Source organism: Acidobacteriota bacterium, assembly GCA_039683095.1.
Lineage (GTDB): Bacteria > Acidobacteriota > Aminicenantia > Aminicenantales > Saccharicenantaceae > RBG-16-66-30.
Window position 1 is genome coordinate 20,964 of the sequence record JBDKSB010000001.1, and the last position, 20,218, is coordinate 41,181.

Annotated in this window: 21 protein-coding genes; 18 read left to right on the forward strand and 3 right to left on the reverse strand. The window is 64.9% G+C overall.

The genetic code is table 11. The annotated features are described in order from the left end of the window. Position 1: 1 nt before the first annotated feature. The 5 genes from ABFD52_00135 (at position 2) to pdxA (ending at position 5,126) form a co-directional block, all read left to right on the forward strand. Positions 2–691 carry an ABC transporter ATP-binding protein gene (locus ABFD52_00135; protein ID MEN6559167.1) on the forward strand — a complete coding sequence of 230 codons (690 nt, stop codon included), beginning with the start codon at positions 2–4 and terminating at the stop codon, positions 689–691. 34 nt (positions 692–725) lie between these two features. Next, a complete protein-coding gene (locus ABFD52_00140) occupies positions 726–1,970 on the forward strand; it encodes an ABC transporter permease (protein ID MEN6559168.1) in 1,245 nt (414 codons plus the stop codon). A gap of 48 nt (positions 1,971–2,018) precedes the next feature. Continuing rightward, positions 2,019–3,614 (forward strand): TolC family protein, encoded by a 1,596-nt coding sequence (locus ABFD52_00145; protein MEN6559169.1) that lies wholly within the window; start codon positions 2,019–2,021, stop codon positions 3,612–3,614. 169 nt (positions 3,615–3,783) lie between these two features. After that, positions 3,784–4,152: an RNA chaperone Hfq gene (locus ABFD52_00150; GenBank protein ID MEN6559170.1), complete on the forward strand. Its 369-nt coding sequence runs from the start codon at positions 3,784–3,786 to the stop codon at positions 4,150–4,152. After that, positions 4,149–5,126 (forward strand): 4-hydroxythreonine-4-phosphate dehydrogenase PdxA, encoded by a 978-nt coding sequence (gene pdxA, locus ABFD52_00155; protein MEN6559171.1) that lies wholly within the window; start codon positions 4,149–4,151, stop codon positions 5,124–5,126. Before ABFD52_00150 ends, pdxA begins: the two co-directional genes overlap by 4 nt. Here pdxA and smpB read toward each other — a convergent pair. Genes smpB through ABFD52_00170 form a run of 3 tightly spaced genes read right to left on the reverse strand, consistent with a single transcriptional unit; the run spans position 5,107 to position 7,359 of the window. After that, positions 5,107–5,559, reverse strand: a complete 453-nt coding sequence (gene smpB, locus ABFD52_00160) for an SsrA-binding protein SmpB (GenBank protein MEN6559172.1) — start codon at positions 5,557–5,559, stop codon at positions 5,107–5,109. The genes pdxA and smpB overlap by 20 nt on opposite strands. Continuing rightward, positions 5,556–6,830, reverse strand: coding sequence for a hemolysin family protein (locus ABFD52_00165; protein ID MEN6559173.1), 1,275 nt, complete (start codon positions 6,828–6,830; stop codon positions 5,556–5,558). Before ABFD52_00165 ends, smpB begins: the two co-directional genes overlap by 4 nt. A gap of 10 nt (positions 6,831–6,840) precedes the next feature. Then, entirely contained in the window at positions 6,841–7,359 is a 519-nt protein-coding gene (locus ABFD52_00170; protein ID MEN6559174.1) for a CarD family transcriptional regulator, read from the reverse strand. Between the two features lie 113 nt (positions 7,360–7,472). Here ABFD52_00170 and rpmH point away from each other — a divergent pair, with 113 nt between their 5' ends. The 13 genes from rpmH (at position 7,473) to ABFD52_00235 (ending at position 20,201) form a co-directional block, all read left to right on the forward strand. Further along, the gene (gene rpmH, locus ABFD52_00175) at positions 7,473–7,610 is read left to right on the forward strand and encodes a 50S ribosomal protein L34 (GenBank protein MEN6559175.1); all 138 of its coding nucleotides are present in this window, start codon (positions 7,473–7,475) and stop codon (positions 7,608–7,610) included. Beyond that, positions 7,607–7,963 (forward strand): ribonuclease P protein component, encoded by a 357-nt coding sequence (rnpA, locus tag ABFD52_00180; protein MEN6559176.1) that lies wholly within the window; start codon positions 7,607–7,609, stop codon positions 7,961–7,963. Before rpmH ends, rnpA begins: the two co-directional genes overlap by 4 nt. Continuing rightward, positions 7,960–8,169, forward strand: a complete 210-nt coding sequence (yidD, locus tag ABFD52_00185; protein ID MEN6559177.1) for a membrane protein insertion efficiency factor YidD — start codon at positions 7,960–7,962, stop codon at positions 8,167–8,169. The genes rnpA and yidD overlap by 4 nt, the downstream gene beginning before the upstream one ends. 12 nt (positions 8,170–8,181) lie before the next feature. After that, entirely contained in the window at positions 8,182–9,852 is a 1,671-nt protein-coding gene (yidC, locus tag ABFD52_00190; GenBank protein MEN6559178.1) for a membrane protein insertase YidC, read from the forward strand. Between the two features lie 2 nt (positions 9,853–9,854). Continuing rightward, positions 9,855–10,556: a R3H domain-containing nucleic acid-binding protein gene (locus ABFD52_00195; GenBank protein MEN6559179.1), complete on the forward strand. Its 702-nt coding sequence runs from the start codon at positions 9,855–9,857 to the stop codon at positions 10,554–10,556. Positions 10,557–10,710: 154 nt separating this feature from the next. Further along, complete coding sequence (gene mnmE / locus ABFD52_00200; protein ID MEN6559180.1) at positions 10,711–12,081, forward strand: tRNA uridine-5-carboxymethylaminomethyl(34) synthesis GTPase MnmE; 1,371 nt, start codon at positions 10,711–10,713, stop codon at positions 12,079–12,081. Positions 12,082–12,089: 8 nt separating this feature from the next. Next, positions 12,090–13,970 carry a tRNA uridine-5-carboxymethylaminomethyl(34) synthesis enzyme MnmG gene (gene mnmG / locus ABFD52_00205; GenBank protein MEN6559181.1) on the forward strand — a complete coding sequence of 627 codons (1,881 nt, stop codon included), beginning with the start codon at positions 12,090–12,092 and terminating at the stop codon, positions 13,968–13,970. After that, the gene (locus ABFD52_00210; protein MEN6559182.1) at positions 13,967–14,722 is read left to right on the forward strand and encodes a ParA family protein; all 756 of its coding nucleotides are present in this window, start codon (positions 13,967–13,969) and stop codon (positions 14,720–14,722) included. The genes mnmG and ABFD52_00210 overlap by 4 nt, the downstream gene beginning before the upstream one ends. After that, the gene (locus ABFD52_00215) at positions 14,719–15,567 is read left to right on the forward strand and encodes a ParB/RepB/Spo0J family partition protein (GenBank protein ID MEN6559183.1); all 849 of its coding nucleotides are present in this window, start codon (positions 14,719–14,721) and stop codon (positions 15,565–15,567) included. The genes ABFD52_00210 and ABFD52_00215 overlap by 4 nt, the downstream gene beginning before the upstream one ends. Next, positions 15,564–15,956, forward strand: a complete 393-nt coding sequence (locus ABFD52_00220) for a polymer-forming cytoskeletal protein (protein ID MEN6559184.1) — start codon at positions 15,564–15,566, stop codon at positions 15,954–15,956. Before ABFD52_00215 ends, ABFD52_00220 begins: the two co-directional genes overlap by 4 nt. A gap of 94 nt (positions 15,957–16,050) precedes the next feature. After that, positions 16,051–17,712, forward strand: coding sequence for a CTP synthase (locus ABFD52_00225; protein ID MEN6559185.1), 1,662 nt, complete (start codon positions 16,051–16,053; stop codon positions 17,710–17,712). 36 nt (positions 17,713–17,748) lie between these two features. Then, positions 17,749–19,116 (forward strand): phosphomannomutase/phosphoglucomutase, encoded by a 1,368-nt coding sequence (locus ABFD52_00230; GenBank protein MEN6559186.1) that lies wholly within the window; start codon positions 17,749–17,751, stop codon positions 19,114–19,116. After that, positions 19,113–20,201, forward strand: coding sequence for a sugar phosphate nucleotidyltransferase (locus ABFD52_00235; GenBank protein ID MEN6559187.1), 1,089 nt, complete (start codon positions 19,113–19,115; stop codon positions 20,199–20,201). Before ABFD52_00230 ends, ABFD52_00235 begins: the two co-directional genes overlap by 4 nt. The last annotated feature ends 17 nt before the right edge of the window (positions 20,202–20,218 follow it).

Sequence of the window (20,218 nt, forward strand, 5' to 3'; positions counted from 1 at the left end):
CATGGCCGCAAATGTCATCGAGCTGAGGGATCTCGTCAAAACCTACCATGTCGGCGAGACCGACGTCAACGCCCTGCGCGGCGTCTCCTACGTGGTCAGGGAGGGCGACTTCCTGGCCATCATGGGGCCGTCCGGATCGGGGAAGTCGAGCCTTATGAACATCCTCGGCTGCCTCGACCGCCCGACCTCAGGTCAATATTTCCTTGACGGCGTCGAGGTCTCCACGCTGGACAAGAACAAGCTGGCCGGCATCCGGAACCAGAAGATCGGCTTCGTCTTCCAGAGCTTCAACCTGCTGTCCCGGACGACGGCCCTGGAGAACGTCGAGCTGCCGCTGTTCTATTCGGCCACTAACGGCAGCGACATGACCGAGCGCGCCCTGAACGCCCTGGCCGCCGTCGGCCTCAAGGGCCGGGCCCAGCACAAGACCAACCAGCTCTCCGGCGGCGAGCAGCAGCGCGTGGCCATCGCCCGGGCCCTGCTCAACAACCCGTCCCTGATCCTGGCCGACGAGCCCACCGGCAACCTCGACAGCAAGACCTCCTCCGAGGTCATGAACATCTTCAAGTCGCTCAACGAGGACAAGGGCATCACCATGGTCATGGTCACCCATGAGCCGGACATCGCCGCCTGGGCCGGCAAGCGCATCTACCTCAAGGACGGCCTGATCGTCCGCGAGGAGACGTCGTGAGGCCGACGGGAAGGCCCGCGCTGGAGCAACCATCATGATCAAACGAACCTTGAAACATATCGGCAAGACCTTCAAGATCGCCTTCCGGGCCCTGGGCCGGAACAAGATGAGGTCGTTCCTCACGGCCCTGGGCATCATCATCGGGGTCGGCGCGGTCATCGCCATGGTCAGCATCGGCGAGGGGGCCAAGCGCGGCATCGAGGACCGGTTCGCCTCCATGGGCACGAACCTGCTGTTCGTCATGCCCGGCAGCCAGAACGCCCGGGGCGTCCGGCAGAGCTGGGGCAGCATGACGACCCTCAAGGAGGACGACGCCCTGGCCATCGAGCAGCAGTGCCCGTCGGTCATGTACATCTCGCCCTCGGTCAACGCCCGGGCCCAAACGGTCTACGGCAACAAGAACTGGAACACGTCGATCTCCGGGACCGGGTCCCGCTACCCGGACGTCCGCAACTGGGACGTCGAGTTCGGCACGTACTTCGACGAGGCCATGGTCAAGGCCGGCGCCAAGGTCTGCGTCCTCGGCTACGACGTCAAGCAGAACCTGTTCGAGAGCGAGGACGCCATCGGCAAGGTCATCCGCATCAAGAAGATCCCGTTCCGGGTCCTGGGAGTCCTGAAGAAGAGGGGCGAGTCGGGCGGCTTCGGCAGCCGCGACGACATGATCACCATCCCCTACACGACGGCCATGCGCCGGCTCCAGGGCATCGACTACATCCAGTCGGTCGACGTCCGGGCGGTCTCCTCCGACAAGATCCACGAGGCCCAGACCGAGATCGAAGAGCTGCTGCGCCTCCGCCACCGCATCGCGCCCGGGGCCGAGGACGATTTCACCGTCCGCAACATGTCCGACGTCGCCGAAACGGCGGCCTCGGCGACGCAGATGATGACCGTCCTGCTCGGCAGCATCGCCGGCATCTCGCTCCTGGTCGGCGGCATCGGCATCATGAACATCATGCTGGTCTCGGTGACGGAGCGGATCCGCGAGATAGGCCTGCGGATGGCCGTCGGGGCGCGGGAGAAGGACATCCTTCTCCAGTTCCTGACCGAGGCCATCGTCCTCAGCCTGTTGGGCGGCCTGATCGGCATCGGGGTCGGCGTGGGCGCGTCCAAGCTGCTCAAGAACATCAAGATGTTCGCGTCCATGAAGACGGTCGTGTCGCTCAACTCGGTCCTGCTGGCCTTCGGCTTCGCCGCCGCGATCGGCATTTTCTTCGGCTTCTACCCGGCCCGGAAGGCCTCCCGGCTCGATCCGATCGAGGCCCTGAGATATGAATGACACCCGGCGGAGCGCGTCCGGCCGCCGGCTCGCGATAAGGAGATGGATATGACGAAGAAAGCGATCTTCCCCCTCATAGCCGCCGCGCTTCTCGCGGCGGTCCCCGTCCTGGCCCAGGAAACCCAGGCCCGGACGGGGGTCCTGTCGATGTCCCTCGACGAATGCATCGCCAAGGCCCTCAAGGACAACCTGGGCGTGGCCATCCAGGTCCTCGGCCCGCAGATGTCGGCCGAAGCGGTCAGCCAGGCCCGGGAAAAGTACATCCCCACGCTCAGCCTGAGCGCCCGGTCCTCGAAGTCCGAGAACGCGGCCTATTCGTACCTCGATTCCCCCGGCGACAGCACGATCAGCCGGAACCAGAACTACCAGTTCCTGAACGCCACCGAGACGCTGCCGACCGGCGGCACGCTGAGCCTGGGCTTCAACGGCTCGAGGACGACGGCCAACACCCGCGGCATCACGATCGACCCGCGCTACTCCACGACCCTGTCCTTCAACCTGACCCAGCCCCTGCTCCGGAACTTCGGCCTCAAGGTTAACCAGAACGAGATCCTGGTGGCCCGCAACAACCTGGGGGTCTCCGAGGAGACGCTCAGGAATACGCTGATGACGACGGTCTTCGACGTCGAGAGCGCCTACTGGAACCTGGTTTACAGCGTCGAGAACCTCGACGTCCGCCAGCAATCCCTCCAGCTGGCCAAGGACCTGCTCGATAAGAACCAGCGTTCGGTCGAGGTCGGCACCCTGGCCCCGATGGAGGTCCTCAGCGCCCAGGCCGAGGTGGCGACCCGCGAGGCCGACCTGATCCAGGCCGAGACGCAGATCAAGAGCAACGAAGACCAGCTGAAGCTCCTGCTCCACATCACCGGCGAGGAGGACAAGGCCTTGACCGCTCTCGTCCCCAAGGACAAGCCGACCTACGTCCCGCGCGAGGTCAACCTGGACGAAGCCCTGGCCGCGGCCATCCAGAACCGGACCGACCTCAAGATCGCCGAGTACGGGCTCGCGAGCGACCGGCTCAACCTCAGCTACGCCAAGAACCAGATCCTGCCCGACCTCAGCCTTTCGGCGTCCTATTCCAGCCCCGGCATCGACGGCACCCGGATCTATTATAACGGCAACCCCCTCGACAATGACATCGCTTACACCGTCCCTGGCGATATCGGCGGCGCCCTGAAGCAGACGTTCAAGCTGAAATACCCCAACTGGAACCTCGGCCTGACCTTCAGCCTGCCCCTGGCCAATATCTTTTCGAAGGCCTCCCTGGCCCAAGCCAAGCTGAACCTGCGCCAATCCATCCTGGACCTCGAGAACCAGAAGGACCAGATCTACGTCGAGGTCAAGAACGCCGTGCGGTCCGTCGAGGCCAACTACAAGCGCATCCTGGCCTACACCAAGGCCCGGGAGCTGGCCGAGCAGAAGCTGGCGGCCGAAGAGGAGAAGCGCCGCGTGGGAATGAGCACGAACTACATGGTCCTGTCCTACCAGCGCGACCTGGCCAACGCCCGGATCTCCGAGCTCAACGCCATCGTGTCCTACAATGTCTCGATCGCCTCCCTGGAAAAGTCGATGGGCACGAACCTGAAGTCCAGGAATATCCAGCTCGCCGACTTTGCGCCCGACCTTCATCAGGATCGACCCTGACCGGCCCTTCGATCGCCCGCCCGGCCGTCGCTTTACCGGCGCCCGCCGGGCGGGATTTTACCCTTTTCCTGTTGACACTAAACGATTTACTTGCATTCGGACCGCCGCTGTGCTATCTTTAAATAAAGGGGTTTCAAACCCGATCCAACCCAGACGTTGGAGTAATTCAATGAACAGAAAACTCATCCGGCCGGACCTCACCGAGATCAAGGAACGCATGAGCCAGGAAAAAGAGCGCGAGCGCGAGCGCGAACGGGAGCGCGATAAGGACGCGTCCCGCAAGCGTATGCACCCGCCGACCGACACCTTCGCCGAGAGCTACTACTATCTCAAGCAGATGAACAAGAAGACGCCCATGACCGTCGTCTACACCGACGGCGAGGTCGTCGAGGGTTATATCGAGTGGTACGACCGCAATTGCATCAAGCTCAACCGCGAGGGCGCCCCCAACCTGCTCATCTATAAGTCCAGCATCCGCTGCGTCTACAAGGCCGGCGAAGTCCCCGACGACGAGGGAGCCGCGCCGGGCCGGAAATGACGATCCCCACGATCGGGGTGACCTCCGGCGATCCGGGCGGCATAGGCCCCGAGATCGTCGTCAAGGCCCTGTCCCGTGCCGGCGCCCTGCCGCCGGCCGCCTATATCCTCTACGCCGACCCCCGCGTGATCGAGTCCGAGGAAAAGCGCCTCGGGCTCCGGATCGACCGCCGCGACTGGCGCCCCGACGGTCCCGCGGAGCCGGGCGTGTTCCTGGCCGCAGTTCCCGGTCCTGACGGTCCCGCCGCTGTCGGCCGCGTGTCCGCGGAGAACGGCGAGGCTTCCTTCCGCGCCTTCGAAACGGCCGTCGAGGCCGCCCGCGCCGGCCGGCTGCGGGCCGTTGTCACCGCGCCCATCTCCAAGGCCGCCTGGGCCCTGGCCGGACACCCCTTCCGGGGCCATACCGAGTACCTGGCCCGGCTCTATCCTGACGCCGTCATGACCTTCTGGTCGGAGCGGCTCAAGGTGGCCCTTTTCAGCCACCACCGTCCCCTCCGGGAGGCCGTGGAGGCCGTCCGGGCCTGCGCCTTGGCCGAATTCCTCGGGACCCTTAATCGCGGCCTGGCCCGGGTCCCCGGCGGGCCTTACCGCCTGCTCCTGGCCGGCTTGAACCCGCACGCCGGCGAGAACGGCGAGCTGGGCCGGGAGGAGATCGACGAGATCGGCCCCGCCCTGGAGAGGGCGGCGGCCGCGGGCATCCCCGTGACCGGGCCCTACCCGCCCGACATCGTGTTCCTGGAAGCGCTGGGGAAAAAGGACGCCGTGGCCGTGGCCCTCTATCACGACCAGGGGCTCATCGCCTTCAAGATCATGGCCTTCGTCACGGGCGTCAACGCCACCCTCGGGCTGCCGTTCGCGCGCACCTCGCCGGACCACGGCACGGCCTTCGATATCGCCGGGAAAGGCGTCGCGGACGCCCGCAGCTTCGAAGAGGCGGTCCGCCTGGCCGCGGCCTTCAGCGCGACCGGTTCTTGAGCGCGGCCCGGATCTCCCGGTCCGTGTCCCTCTTCTTGATGGCTTCGCGCTTTTCGTGCTCGCGCTTGCCCCGGGCCAGGGCGAGTTCCAGCTTGATCCGGCCCTTGTCGCCGATATAGACCCGCGTCGGGACGAGGGTCAGGCCCCGTTCCTGGGTCTTGCCGGCCAGCCGCCTGATCTCGCGCCGGTGGAGAAGGAGCTTGCGGTCGCGGAGCGGCTCGTGGTTGAAGATGTTGGCCGCCTCGTAGGGGCTGATGTGGCACTTGACGAGGAAGACCTCGCCGCCGCGGACCTCGGCGTAGCTCTCCTTGAGGCTGACGCGGCCGGCCCGGACCGACTTGACCTCGCTCCCGACCAGGGCCAGGCCCGCCTCGAAGGTCTCCAGGACGATATAATCGTGCGAGACCGTCTTGTTGAGGGCGACGTTCTTCATGACCCGGCGGCTCCGGCCGGCTGGGCCGGCGCGATCTCGACGAGGGTGATGCGGCGCTTGCTCATCTTTTCGACGGTCAGGCGATAGCCGCCGAACACGAGGGAATCCTTCTCGCGGGGCAGGCGCCCGAACTCGTCCAGGAAGAAGCCGGCCAGGGTGGTGTACTCCGGTTTCTCGGGGATGCGGAGGGGCACGAGGGCGTTGACGTCCTTGACCGGCGCCGCTCCGGCCACGCGGACGCGGCCGCCGTCGAGGCGCGAATACCAAGCCTCGGCCTGGCCGTCGTGCTCGTCCTGGATGTCCCCGACGATCTCCTCGATGATGTCTTCCAGGGTCACCAGGCCGTCGACATTGCCGAACTCGTCGACGACCAGGGCCATGTGCACGGCCTTCTCCTGCATCTGGAGGAGGACCTTCTCGAGCGAGGCAAGGTCCGGGACGAACATCGGGCTGCGCAGCACGTCCTTTACCGTAAACGCTTTATTGTCTATGAGATAACCGACAATGTCCTTGCTGTGGACGATGCCTTCGATGTTGTCGAGGCGGGTCCGATAGACGGGGTAGCGAGAATAGCCGGTCGAGCGGACGGCCGCCAGGACGGCTTCGCGGCCGGAGTCGATCTCGATGGCCTTGATCTCGGGCCGCGGGACCATGACCTCCTTGACCGGCCGCAGGCCCATGTCGAGGGCGCCCGAGACGATCCGGCGGCGGAGCGAGGACAGGCCCCGGGCCCCGGCCCGGAGGGCGATGCGGGTTTCCTCTTCGTTGAGCAGGCGCCCGGGGGCGTCCTTGGACGACCGTGACGAGGGCATGATCAGGCCGGTCATCAGGGTGAACAGCTTGAGGAGGGGCGAGAGCAGGAACATGATGCCCCGCAGGGGGTAGGCGAAGGCCATGGCCAGCCGGACCGGGTTATGGGCGGCGAAGGTCTTTGGATTGATCTCGCCGAAGATGAGGAGCAGCAGGGTCGTGGCCGCGGTGGCGTATAGCACGGCCTGGTTCCCCTTCCCGGCCGGCAGGAGGCTGGCGATGACCGACGTCGCGAGGGACGCCGCCGCGGCGTTGACCAGCGTGTTCCCGAGCAGGATCGTGGTCAGGAGGTCGTTCGTCCGGCCCTTGATCTTGCGGGCCAGGGCGGCCCCCCTGGAGCCTTTCTTTTCCTGGTATTCGAGCGAATAAGGGTTGGCCGCTATGAAGGCCGTTTCGGAGGAAGAGAAAAAGGCGCTCAGGCCCAGGCACAGGAGAAAAAGGAGGATCCCCGTGAGGATCATAGGCGTCGGGTCAGGCGGCGGCGCGGTGCTTGGCGGTCTTGAACGAGCGGGACAGCGTGTCCAGGAGCTTCTCTTCGATCTTGGCCTTGGGGCCGTCGACGGCCTCGGAGATCTCGGAGACGATGAGTTCCCTGACCTTCTCCATCATCTTCTTTTCCCGGAAGGACAGCGGCTTCTGGGTGCTCAGGTAATAGAGGCTCTTGAGCACGGTGGCCATGTCGAGGAGCGTCCCCGACCTCATCAGGTTGAGATGCTCCTTGTAGCGCCCTTTCCAGTCGGTCGTGACGTCGACCTCGCCGTTGCCCAGGAATTGGAGGACCTTCCGGATGGTGTCTTCCGCCACCGGGCGCCGGATGCCGAGCTCCAAAGCGGTCGAGCTTGGGACCGTGACCAGGGTGTTGTTGGAGATGATCCTCAGGTTGAAGACCCGGAACCTCTCCCCGTTATAGGCCTCCTCGTGGATGGCTTCGACGACGCCAAGGCCCTGATTTGGATAAATGACCTTATCGCCGATTTTCAATGATTTCATTTCCTCATATTATACGCGCCTTCAGGGGGAAAATCAAAGATTCCAGGGGACGCCGGCCTTGACAGGCAGGGGGGGTTCGGGTAACATACCGTTTCCATTAAAGTTGGGTCACCATGAAGAGAACGTTTCAGCCGAACAACAGAAGACGCAAGAAAACACACGGTTTCCGGGTCCGCATGAAGACCAAGGCCGGCCAGGAAGTCATCAAGAGCAGAAGGCGCAAAGGCCGCAAGCGCATTTCTGTCGGATGAACGAGCGCCTGACGCCTCTCGAGAGAATCCGTAAAAAGGGCGATTTCGCGGGCATTTACAGGGAAGGAAGCCGCTTCAGGGGACGGTATTTCACCCTGGTCTTCCGGGGGAACGGGCTGGCCTATTCGCGCCTGGCGGTCGTCGCCAGCCGGAAGGTCGGTTCGGCCGTCGTCAGGAACAAGGTCAAGCGGCGGTTCCGGGACCTGTTCAGGCGGAATAAGGGCCTCCTCGGGACGCCCCTCGACCTGATCGTCGTCGCCCGGCCGGAGGCCGGGACGGCGGCCTGGCCCGACCTTAGGGATTCGTATCTCTCGTCGTTGACAACGATTTTTCGAAAACGGATATCATCGTGAAAGCCGTCGCCCTGGCCCTGATCCGCCTGTACCAGATCGCCCTCTCCCCGCTCGTCGGCAACCGTTGCCGCTTCCACCCGACATGCTCGGCCTACACTTATGAGGCGATCGCCAAGTACGGCTTCCTTCGGGGCTCCTGCCTGGGGGCCCGCAGGCTCCTGCGCTGCCATCCGTTCCACGCGGGCGGGATCGATCCCGTACCCTGAGAGTGAGCCTATATGGAAAAGCGACTCATCCTGGCCATTGTCCTGTCCTTCCTGGTCCTGATGGGCTACCAATATCTCTTCGTCAAACCCCAGCAGGCCCACCTTAAGCCGCCGGTCACCGCGGCCGCCCCGGCCCCCGAGGCGCCGCTGCCGGCAGCAGCGGCGCCAGCCCCGGCCCCGGCCGCGGCCAGGCCGGAAGCCGCTCCGGCCCTGCCGCCGCAGGATCTGGCCGCCGTGGCCGGCCAGTCCGAGAAGGACGTCGTCGTCGATACGCCGCTCTACCGGGCGGTCTGGTCGAACAAGGGTGCCGTCCTCAAGAGCTGGACGCTCAAGAAATATAAAACTAGCCGGAAGAAGGACCAGAAGGACCTGGAGATGGTCCCCGCCCTGGCCGCCGAGCTCGGCCGCTATCCCTTCTCCGTCGGCCTCGACGACGCCGCCCTGGCCGGCCAGATCAATGCCGCGCTCTTCGAGGCCTCCGCCCCCGGCCTAGACCTTGCAGAAGGGGCCAAGGGCGAGATCCGCTTCGTTTATTCGGACGGCGCCAGCGTCAAGGTCGAGAAGAACTTCGGCTTCGCCGGCGGCACCTATGCCATGACCACAGAGATCAAGGTCTGGAAGGCCGGCCAACCGGTCGCGGCCTGGTCCCTGTGGGGGCCCGGCATCGGCAACATGACCATCGAGGAAGCCAAGCAGAGCTATAGCGCCGTGCGCGGCTCGGCCGTCTATACGGGCGGCAAGGTCGTCCGGATGAACGAGCGCAAGTTCAAAGCCGGCCAGAACAGCTACGCCTCCGTCGACTGGGCGGCCTACGATGAGAACTATTTCACGGCCCTGTTCCTGTTGGCGCCGCAGCTGGGACAAGCGGCCTTCCAGCAGGAGCCCGGCCAGGCCGCGGCCGGTCCCGTGACCGCCTATTTCCTCTACGTCACCCAGCCGGCCGAGACCTTCATCGGGCCCAAGGAATCGCTGGCCCTCAAGGCCTTCGGCCACGGCGCGACGAAGGTCATCAACTACGGCACCTTCGGCTTCATCGCCGAGATCCTGCTCGTCGCCACCCGGTACTTCCACACGCTCATCCCGAACTGGGGCGTGTCCATCATCCTCCTGACCATCCTCCTGAAGATCCTGTTCTTCCCCCTGACCTACAGCTCGACGAAGTCCATGACCAAGATGGCCGAGATCCAGCCGAAGGTCCGGACCCTGCAGGCCAAGTACAAGAAAGCCAAGACCGATATCGAGCAGCGCCAGGCGATGAACGAAGAGCTGATGAGGCTCTATAAGGATAACGGCATCAATCCGGCCGGCGGCTGCCTGCCTCTGCTCATCCAGCTGCCCGTCTTCTGGGGCGTGTTCCGGATGCTCGTCGCGGCCGTCGAGTTCCGGCATGCCCCCTTCGCCCTGTGGATCACCGACCTGTCGGTCAAGGATCCCACTTACATCACGCCTATCCTCATGGGCGTCACCCAGTTCATCTCCCAGAAGATGACGCCGTCGACAGCGCCGCCGTCGCAGGCCAAGATGATGCTCGCCATGCCGTTCGTAATGACCATATTTTTCATCAACTTCCAGAGCGGCCTGGTCCTCTACTGGCTGACCACGAACGTCCTCCAGATCGTCCAGCAGGCCATCATGAACGACATGATGAAGAAGGCCAAGCCCAAGACCGCCAAAGCGAGATGACAATGGACAACGATACTAAGATCGAGACCGGCCAGCCGGACGAAGAGCCCCGGGAAGCCCCGGGCGCGGCCGCCGGCGCGCCGGCCAACGGACAGCCGGCCGACGAGCGGCCCGAGTACAAGGGCCGCAACCTCGAAGAGGCCATCAGCCTGGCCGAGCACCGGCTGAAGCTGCCGCGCGAGAGATTCAACTACGAGATCGTCACGGAAAAGACGCGGCTCTTCGGCATGAAGAGCAAGGAGATCGTCATCCGGGCCTGGCCCAAGGACGAGGACGCCGAGAACGCCGCCGAGCGCTTCCTGGAGCAGCTGATGACCGTCTTCCCGCTGGAGCTGACCTTCCAGGTCAAGAAGCGCGCCGACATCCTATTCGTCATCTTCGACGGCCCGGACAAGGCTATCCTCCTGCGCAACGACGGCTCGCTGCTGCTGGCCGTCCAGCATGTCCTGAACAAGATCTCCCCGGTCAAGGTCCAGGTCGATTGCGAGTTCTACCGCAAGCGCAAAGAGAAAAAGCTCAAGGACTACGCCCAGCGGATCGCCCGGCAGGTGGCCGATTCGGGGCGCGAGGAGATCCTCGACCTGATGAACCCGTACGAGCGGCGCATTGTCCACATCGTCGCCAACGAGACCCCCGGCGTAACGAGCGAGAGTCTCGGCGAAGGGTTCCTGAAGAAGGTCAAGATCTTCAAAGTCCGCCGCTGATTCGGCGGGCTGAAGCCGCCCTTTCCTCGTTCATGGATCGTCATGTCCGGCCGCCGGGCGGCCTCGGGGGTCGCCTCCGCCTGCGGCAACGCTGCTGAAACCTTGTCAACGGCCGTCGTGTCACCTAGAATGGGGAATTGGACAAGAGATGCATATGCTCGAGGATACGATCATCGCCATCGCGACGCCGCCTGGCTTCGGCGGTCTGGGCATCGTCCGGATCAGCGGGAAGCAGGCCTTGGCCGTGGCCCGGCGGATCTTCGAACCGAAAGGAAGAGCCGGAAAGCTGTTCCCGGAAAGGACGCAGATCTTCGGCACCGTCCGGGACCCGGAGAACGGAGCGGCCTTCGACGAGGCCTTCCTGACCTATTTCAAGACGCCCCGGTCGTACACCCGCGAGGACGTGGCCGAGATCTCCTCCCATGGCAGCCCGGCCGTTCTTGACGCCATCCTGAGGATGGGGACGCAGGCCGGGGCCCGGCTGGCCCGGCCGGGGGAATTCACCCTGAGGGCTTATCTGAACGGCCGGCTGGACATCCTTCAGGCCCAGGCCGTTGACGATCTTGTACGTTCCGTGTCCCTGGCCCAGGCCCGCGTCTCGTCACGCCAGCTTGGCGGCAGCTTGTCCCGGAACGTCCTGCAGCTCCGGGGGCGCCTCATCGGGCTGCTCTCGCGGATCGAGGCCGGCCTCGAATTCCCCGAGGATGGGGTCCGAACCAGCGCCGCGGCCGTCCTGAAGACCATGGACCATCTCGCCGGCGAGGTCGGCCGGCTCGTCTCCAGCTACGAGGCCGGCCGGGCCCTGGCCGAGGGCGTCACCCTGGCCATTGTCGGCCGGACGAACGTCGGCAAGTCCACCCTGTTCAACGCCCTCCTCGAGGAGGACAGGGCCATCGTCACGCCGTTCCCCGGCACGACCCGGGATTACCTCCGGGAGCGGGTGGTCATCGACGGGGTCATTTTTCACCTGGTCGATATGGCCGGGCTCGGGCGTCCCGCCCATCCCATCGAGAGGACAGGCATGGCCAGGGGAAGGAAGATCGCCGGGCAGGCCGACGGCCGGCTGCTCGTTCTCGACGCTTCCAGCCCCGACAGCGGGGAAGACGCCAGGCTCATCCGGAAATACCGGGGGAAACGGTCGATCATCGTCTTGAACAAGTGCGACCTGCCCAGGAAGATCGGCGGGGCGAAGATCAGGAAAATGGCCGGCGCCAGCCCCGTCATCGAAGTCTCGGCCCTGAAAGGCCGGAATATCGCCCGTTTGCGCTCGCAGCTCAGATCCTTCTTCGTTCCCGGCGCGGGCAAGAACGAGGAGATCGTTCTCCACGCTGGACAGAGAGACATCCTTCGGGACATCCACGAGGCCCTTGGCCGGGCCCGGGCCATCCTGGCCAGGGGGCACGACGATGAGCTCGCCGCCGAAGAGATCCGGGCGGCCCTCGAGCGGGTCGGCCAGCTGACCGGAGAAGTCCGGTCGGAGGAGATCCTGAAGGAGATCTTCGGACGCTTCTGCGTCGGGAAATAGTGGCGAGGATGGCGCGGACGAGCGATTTCGACATCGTCGTCATCGGGGCCGGGCACGCCGGCTGCGAAGCTGCCGCCGCGGCCTCGGCCATGGGGCTCAAGACGTGCCTGGTGACCATCCACCTCGATATGATCGCCCAGATGTCCTGCAATCCGGCCATCGGCGGCCTGGCCAAGGGGCACCTGGTCCGGGAGATCGATGCCCTCGGCGGCCTTATGGGACTCCTGGCGGACGAGACGGGCATACAGTTCCGTCTCCTCAACAGCAGCCGGGGAGGGGCGGTCCAGGCGCCGCGGGCCCAATGCGACAAGGCGGCGTATCGCCTGGCCATGAAGCGGCGGCTCGAAGCCATGCCGGGGCTGACTCTCTTCCAGGGCGTCGTCTCCGAGATCGTCGTGTCCCGGGGCGTGGCCGGCGGAGTGCGCACCCTGGACGGGACGTTTCTTGGAGCCAAGGCGGTCATCCTGACGCCGGGGACATTCCTCAACGGCCTGATCCACATCGGCCTCCAGAGCTATCCGGCCGGCAGGGCCAACGAGCCGCCCTCGATCGACCTGGCCGAACAGCTGAAGCGGCTCGGATTGAAGACCATCCGTCTGAAAACGGGCACTCCCATGCGCCTGGACCGGGATACGATCGACTGGAGCCGCTTCGACCCCCAGGCCGGGGACGACGAACCGGTCCCATTCTCTTATCGGACCCGTTCGCGCCTCGAGAACCGGGTCCTCTGCCATCTGGGCTACACGAACGCCGCGACCCATGCCGTGATCCGCCGCAATCTCGATAAATCCCCGCTCTACAGCGGCAGGATCAAAGGCATCGGGCCGCGTTACTGCCCGTCGATCGAGGACAAGGTGGTCAAGTTCCCGCACCGGGCCCGCCACCAGTTCTTCCTGGAGCCGGAGGGCCTGGACACGACCGAAACCTATGTCAACGGCCTGTCCTCGAGCCTGCCTCTCGAGGTCCAGCGCGAGATCCTTTCGACCATCCCCGGGCTGGACGAGGCCAAGATCCTGAGGCCGGCCTACGGCATCGAATATGACGCCGTCTCCCCCGTCGAGATCCTGCCGACGCTCGAGACGCGCCGGATCAAGCGGCTTTACCTGGCCGGGCAGATCAACGGCACCTCGGGCTACGAAGAGGCCGCGGCCCAGGGCCTGATGGCCGGCATCAACGCCGTTCTTGCCCTTGGGAACAAGGCCCCGTTCGTGCTTAAGCGGGACGAGGCCTATATCGGGGTGCTGATCGACGATCTGGTTTCGACCGGGATCGACGAGCCCTACCGCCTTTTCACCTCCAGGGCCGAGCACAGGCTGATGCTGAGGATAGACAATGCCGACCGGCGGTTGATGGGATACGGCCGCCAGTTTGGGCTTATCCCCGACGATGTCTGGAATGGCCGCCTGGAAAAGGAGCGGCGGATCGAGACGGTCACGACTTGGCTGAAGAAAACCCGATTCAAGGACGGATCGGGGGACCGTCCGACCCTGTTCGAATATTTGAAAAAGCCGTCAGTCGGGCTCGAAGATGTGCTAAAATACGGGCAGCTTCCAGCGGCCCTGAGCCCTGAGGAAACGCGGTTCGTCGAATCGGAAGTCAAATATGAAGGCTACATCAGGAAGCAGGAAAAAGAAATCGCCAGGGCGCGCAGGATCGATTCGATGAAGATTCCCCGGGACATGGACTTTAAGAAGGTTTCCGGGCTGACCCGGGAGGCCGTCGAGAAGCTTGAAAAGAAGAGGCCTGCCACGCTGGGCGACGCCCGCAGGATCCCCGGCCTGACCCCGGCCGCGGTCCAGAACATCGGCCTTCATCTCGAGATCCAGAGGAAGAGGGGCGCCAAGCCATCGGTCGTTTCACGTGAAACTGGCGCTGACGACGAGTCATGAACAAGGTAATCGCCGTAGCCAACCAGAAGGGCGGGGTCGGCAAGACCACGACCTCCATCAATTTGTCCGCCTGCCTGGCTCTCAAAAGCCGCAGGACGCTTCTTATTGACCTGGATCCGCAGGGCATGTCGACGCTCGGCCTGGCCAAACCGAAGGAGAACGGCAAGGGGATCTACGAGGCCATGATGAATGGCCGCGATTTCATGGATTGCGTCCTGGGGACCGAGCTGGAGAACCTTTATCTTTGCCCTTGTTCGCCCGAGCTGGCCGGGATCGAGGCCGAGCTCTACGAGGCCGATCAAAGAGAAAAGCGCCTGGTCGAAGCGGTCGAAAAGGGGCGGCGATATTTCAACTACATCATCATCGACTGTCCGCCCTCGCTCGGCTTCCTGACGATCAACGCCCTGTCCGCGGCTGACTCTTTGATCATCCCGGTCCAGACGGAATTTTTCTGCATGGAAGGGATCCCGGATCTCTTCCAGACCCTCGAGACAGTCCGGACCTATTTCAATCCCAGGCTGGCCGTCGAGGGCATTCTGCTGACCATGTACGACGAGCGGACGAACCTGTCCAAGCAAGTCGCCGACGAGATCCGCAAGTCCTTGAAGCATATCATGTTCGAATCCATCATCCCGCGCAGCATCCGTCTGGCCGAGGCCCCGAGCTTCGGCAAGCCCGTCGTTCTCTACGACGTCAAGTCCAAGGGCGCGGAAGCCTATATCAACCTGGCCGAGGAGATCATCCGCCGATGAGCAAGAAAGCCCTGGGAAAAGGTCTGGGAGCGTTCATCCCCGAGGAATTCAGCATCCTCAAGGACGAGCGCTTCGCCGAGCTCGATCTCGAGCAGGTCAAGCCGAACCCGTTTCAGCCGAGGACGAAGTTCGTCGACCAAACCATAGACGAGCTGGCCCAATCGATCAAGGAGACGGGTATCGTGCAGCCGATCGTCGTCACTCCCGACGAAGATCATTACATGATCATCGTCGGGGAGCGCCGGTGGCGGGCCGCCCAGAAGGCGGGTCTGCGCAAGGTGCCGGTCCTCATCCGCAATATTCCTAAGGAAAAGCAGCTCGAGATCTCCCTCATCGAGAATATCCACCGGGAGGAGTTGAACGCCCTGGAGATCGCCCAGGCTTACCAGAGGCTGATCGACGACCACGGCTACGCCCAGCACGAGCTGGCCGACAAGGTCGGCAAGGACCGCAGCTCGGTCACGAACTATCTCCGGCTGCTCAAGCTTCCTCCGGAGATCCAGGAACGGCTGACCAACGGGGAGATCTCCATGGGGCACGCCCGGGCCCTGTTGGCCCTCGAGGACGCGGCAACCCAGCTCTTCTGCTGCAAGCAGGTCATCGAGCGGGGGCTGTCGGTGCGCAACACCGAGTCCCTGGTCAACCGGCTCAAGAAGAGGGCGCCCCGGACCCAGCGCAGCCTGTCCGATCCCGACCTCCATGCCCTGCAGGAGGAGATGCTCAAGATGCTGGGCACCAAGGTCCTGGTCTCGGGCTCCAGGAACAAGGGCGTCCTGAAGATCTTTTATTTCTCCCTGGACGACCTCAATCGGATCTATGATAGGATCAAAGGAGCAAACGCATGAAAGACAAGCCTCGCGAGCTCAACGAAACCAAACTGGCCGGCCTGATCGACATGGATTCGGAGTTCAAGGGCGACCTGACCTTCAAGGGCTCGTTCCGGATCGAGGGCACCTTCAAGGGCACGATCAACTCGGACTCCCTCCTCGTCATCGGGGAGCGGGGCAAGGTCGAGGCCGACGTCAAGGTCGGGCAGCTGGTCATCAACGGCGAGATCCGCGGCACGCTGCAGGCGACCGAGCGGATCGAGGTTCACGACAAGGGCCGCGTTTTCGGCACGCTCCTGGCGCCGACGCTCATCGTCGAGGAAGGCGCGTACCTCGAGGCGACCTGCCAGACCAAGGGCGAGCCGCGGCGCGGCGCGTCTTCGGCGCAAGAGCCGGCCGCGGTCTGAGGCGGACTTTCGTAGATCGCTCCCCGGCGCGGCGCTTGAGTGCGGCGCGCGGCCGAGATATAATCGGGGCGACAGTTTCCGCGAAGTGAGTTCCATGACCAAGTATATCTTCGTGACAGGCGGGGTCATATCCGGTCTGGGCAAGGGCATCGCCGCGGCTTCGATCGGACGCCTCCTCGAAAGCCACGGCTACAAGATCACCATCCTCAAGCTCGATCCGTACCTCAACGTCGATCCGGGGACCATGAGCCCGTACCAGCACGGGGAGGTCTACGTCACCGACGACGGCGCGGAGACCGATCTCGATCTCGGGCATTACGAGCGTTTCACGTCGACCAGGACATCGCGGGCCCACAACTGGACGGCCGGGAGGGTCTACGAATCCATCATCCGGAAGGAACGAAAAGGCGAGTATCTCGGCAAGACCGTCCAGGTCATTCCTCATGTCACCGACATGATCAAGAGCGCGATCGAGGCCGTCTCTGACGGTAACGACATTGTTATCTGTGAGATAGGCGGGACGGTCGGCGACATCGAGAGCCTGCCCTTCCTCGAGGCGACGCGCCAGATGCGCCTGGCCCTCGGCGTCGATCGGACCCTGTTCATCCACTTGACCCTGGTCCCCTACGTCGGCGTTTCCGGCGAGCTCAAGACCAAGCCGACGCAGCACAGCGTCAAGGAGCTGCGGGCGATCGGCATCCAGCCGGACATCCTGCTCTGCCGCACCGGCCGCCATCTCTCGGCCGAGATCAAGTCGAAGATCGCCCTCTTCACCAACGTCCCGGTCGACGCCGTCATCACGGCCCTCGACGTCGACACCGTCTACGAGATCCCGTTGAACTACGCCGACCAGGGCCTGGACGCGACCATCCTCAAGATGCTGCGCCTGCAGCGCCGGCAGAAGAACCTGGCGGCCTGGGAGGCCATGGTCGACCGGCTCAAGCACCCGAAGGACGTCGTCGAGATCGCGCTGGTCGGCAAGTACGCCGGCCTCCACGATTCCTACATGAGCCTCAACCAGGCCCTCATCCACGGCGGCCTGGCCCACCGGCTGTGCGTCAAGATCGACTGGATCGAGTCCGAGGCGCTGGAGAAAGGCGACCCCGCCCTGATCCTGGGCCAGAAGGACGGCATCCTCGTGCCCGGCGGCTTCGGCAAGCGCGGCATCGAGGGCAAGATCCGCGCCGTCACCTACGCCCGCGAGAACAACGTCCCGTTCTTCGGCATCTGCCTGGGCATGCAGTGCGCCTCGATCGAATACGCCCGCTCCCTGGCCGGGCTGAAGAAGGCCAACAGCACCGAGTTCGTGCCGGACGCGCCGCACAAGGTCATCGTCCGCTGGCGCGAGCTGGCCCTGGACGCCGACATCGGCGGCACGATGCGCCTGGGCCAGTTCCGCTGCGACATCAAGAAGGGCTCCCTGGCCCACCAGGCCTACCGGGCCCTGCACATCTCGGAGCGGCACCGCCACCGCTACGAGTTCAATCCGGCCTACAAGGACGCTCTGGCCGACGCCGGCATGATCTTCTCCGGGATCAACCCGGATTACGGCCTGGTCGAGATCGTCGAGGCCCCGAACCACCCCTGGTTCCTGGGCTGCCAATTCCATCCGGAGTTCAAATCCAAGCCCCTGGCCCCGCACCCGCTGTTCAAGGCCTTCATCGGCGCGAGCTACGCCCGGCGGCGCCGGGAGGGACGCGCCGGGAAGGCCGGAGAGGGAGCGGCCGCCAATCCTGAACATACTGATAATAAATAAGATATTAAGGGAGACGTCTTAACCGAGGAGGGCGGCTTGGACATCAACCCAAAGATCTTCAGGGAATACGACATCCGCGGCATCGCCGGCGTGGACCTCGACGAGCCCGTGGTCGAGATCCTGGGCCGGGCCATGGGCACGTTCTTTCTCGGCCGCGGCCAGAACGACGTCGCCCTCGGACGCGACGTCCGGTTGAGCTCGCCCGGCTTCGCCCAGGCCCTGACCCGCGGGCTTCTCTCGACGGGCTGCGACGTCGCCGACCTGGGCGTCGTGCCCACGCCGCTCCTGTACTTCTCCGTGTTCTATAAAAGGATGCCGGCCGGGGTCATGATCACGGGATCGCACAACCCGCCGGAGCACAACGGCTTCAAGATTATGTCCGGGGAGGAGACGCTCTACGGCAAGACGATCCAGGGCCTCTACGAGATCGTCCGCAAGGGCGTCTTCCCGCGCGGCCAGGGCCGCGTCCGCCCGCTCGACATCGTCCCCGAGTACCAGGACTATGTGGCCGGGAACGTGCATCTCGCCCGCCCGGTCAGGATGGTCGTCGACGCCGGCAACGGCACCGGCGGCGTCGTGGCCGTTCCCCTTCTCCGCCGGCTGGGCGCCGACGTGACCGCGCTTTTCTGCGAGCCGGACGGCCGCTTCCCCAACCACCATCCCGACCCGACCATCCCCGAGGCGATGGAAAAGCTTGTCGCCAGGGTCCGCGAAACAGGCGCCGAGGTCGGGGTCGCCTACGACGGCGACGCCGACCGGATCGGCGTCGTGGACGACGCCGGCCGGATCCTGTGGGGCGACCAGCTGCTCATCGTCTTCGCCCGGGACATCCTGCCGTCGCGGCCCGGCGCGGCCGTCATCTCCGAGGTCAAGGCCTCCAAGGTCCTCTACGAGGAGATCGAGAAGCTCGGCGGCCGGCCGATCATGTGGCGCACCGGCCACTCGCTGATCAAGGAGAAGATCAAGGAGGAGAACGCCCCGCTCGCCGGCGAGATGAGCGGTCACATCTTCTTCAACGACCGCTGGTTCGGCTTCGACGACGCCATCTACGCCTCGGCCCGGCTCATCGAGATCCTGTCCCGCTCCCGGGACAAGCTCTCGGTGATGATGGCCGGCCTGCCGAAAACCTGCGTCACGCCCGAGATCCGCATCTACGCTTCCGACGAAGTCAAGTTCAAGATCGTCGACGAGGTCCGCAAGATCCTGGCCGCCCGCCATCCGGTCATCGACATAGACGGCGTCCGGGCCGTCTTCCCGAAGGGCTGGGGTCTGGTCCGGGCCTCGAACACCCAGGCCGTCATCGTCATGCGCTTCGAGGCCGACACCGAGGCCGACCTGGCCGCGATCCAGGCCGAGGTCCGCGGCGTCCTGCAGCAGGTCATCAACAGCCTCGGAGCGTCATGAAAGGGCGTGACGTCCGCGCCGTCATCCTGGCCGGGGGCCGGGGGACCCGCTTCTGGCCGCTCGGCCGGGCGGCCCGGCCGAAGCAGTTCCTGCGCATCGCCGGGCCCGACCCCATGCTGCTCGAGACGGTCCGGCGCATCCGGCCGCTCGTCCCGCCGCGGCGGCTGACGCTCGTAGCCGACGCCGTCCAGACGCGACAGGCCCGCAAGCTCCTGCCGAAACTGCCCAAAGGCTGTTTCCTGGTCGAGCCGGAGGCCCGCAACACCGCCCCGGCCCTGATGCTCGCGACCGCCCGGGTCTGGCTCGAGAACCCGGAAGCCGTAGTGGCCGTCCTGCCCGCCGACCATCTGGTCCGCGGGCAGGACAGGTTCCTGCGGCGGCTCGGCGACGCGGCCGAGGCCGCGGCCCGCGAGCGGGTCCTCGTCACCTTCGGCATCCCGCCGACCTACCCCGCGACCGGGTTCGGCTATATCCGCCATGATCGGGGCGCCGGCCGCAGGATCGGCGGCACGATCTTTTTTCCGGCCCGGGAGTTCAAGGAAAAGCCCAGCCTGGCCCAGGCCGACGAGTACCTGGCTTCGGGCGATTACGCCTGGAACTCCGGCATGTTCCTGTGGCGGGCCGGCGTGTTCGCCGAGAAGCTCGAGCGGTTCGCGCCCGAGCTGGTCCCCGCCTGGAAGGCCATGACAGCCGCGCTGAGATCGGGGAGCCGGGCCAGGCTCAAGGCCGCTTTCAAGCTCGCCCCCGCCCTGTCGATAGATTACGCCCTCATGGAAAAGGCCGGGGGCGTCCTCGTGGCCGACGGCGATTTCGGCTGGTCGGACGTCGGCTCCTGGTCGACGCTGGCCGAGATCTGGCCCCGGGACCCGTCCGGCAACGCCGCCCGCGGCGACGTCCTCGCCCTCGATTCCAGGGATTGCCTCGTCTGGAACCCGGGCCGGTTGACGGCGCTCGTGGGCGTCCGCGACCTCGTCGTCATCCAGGCCGGCGACGCCCTGCTCGTCTGCGACGCCGCGCTCGACCAGAAGGTCAAGGACGTCGTCGAGGCCCTCAAGCGGAAGAAGCGGCTCCGCAAGTACGTCTAAACGGTCGGTACCGTCAA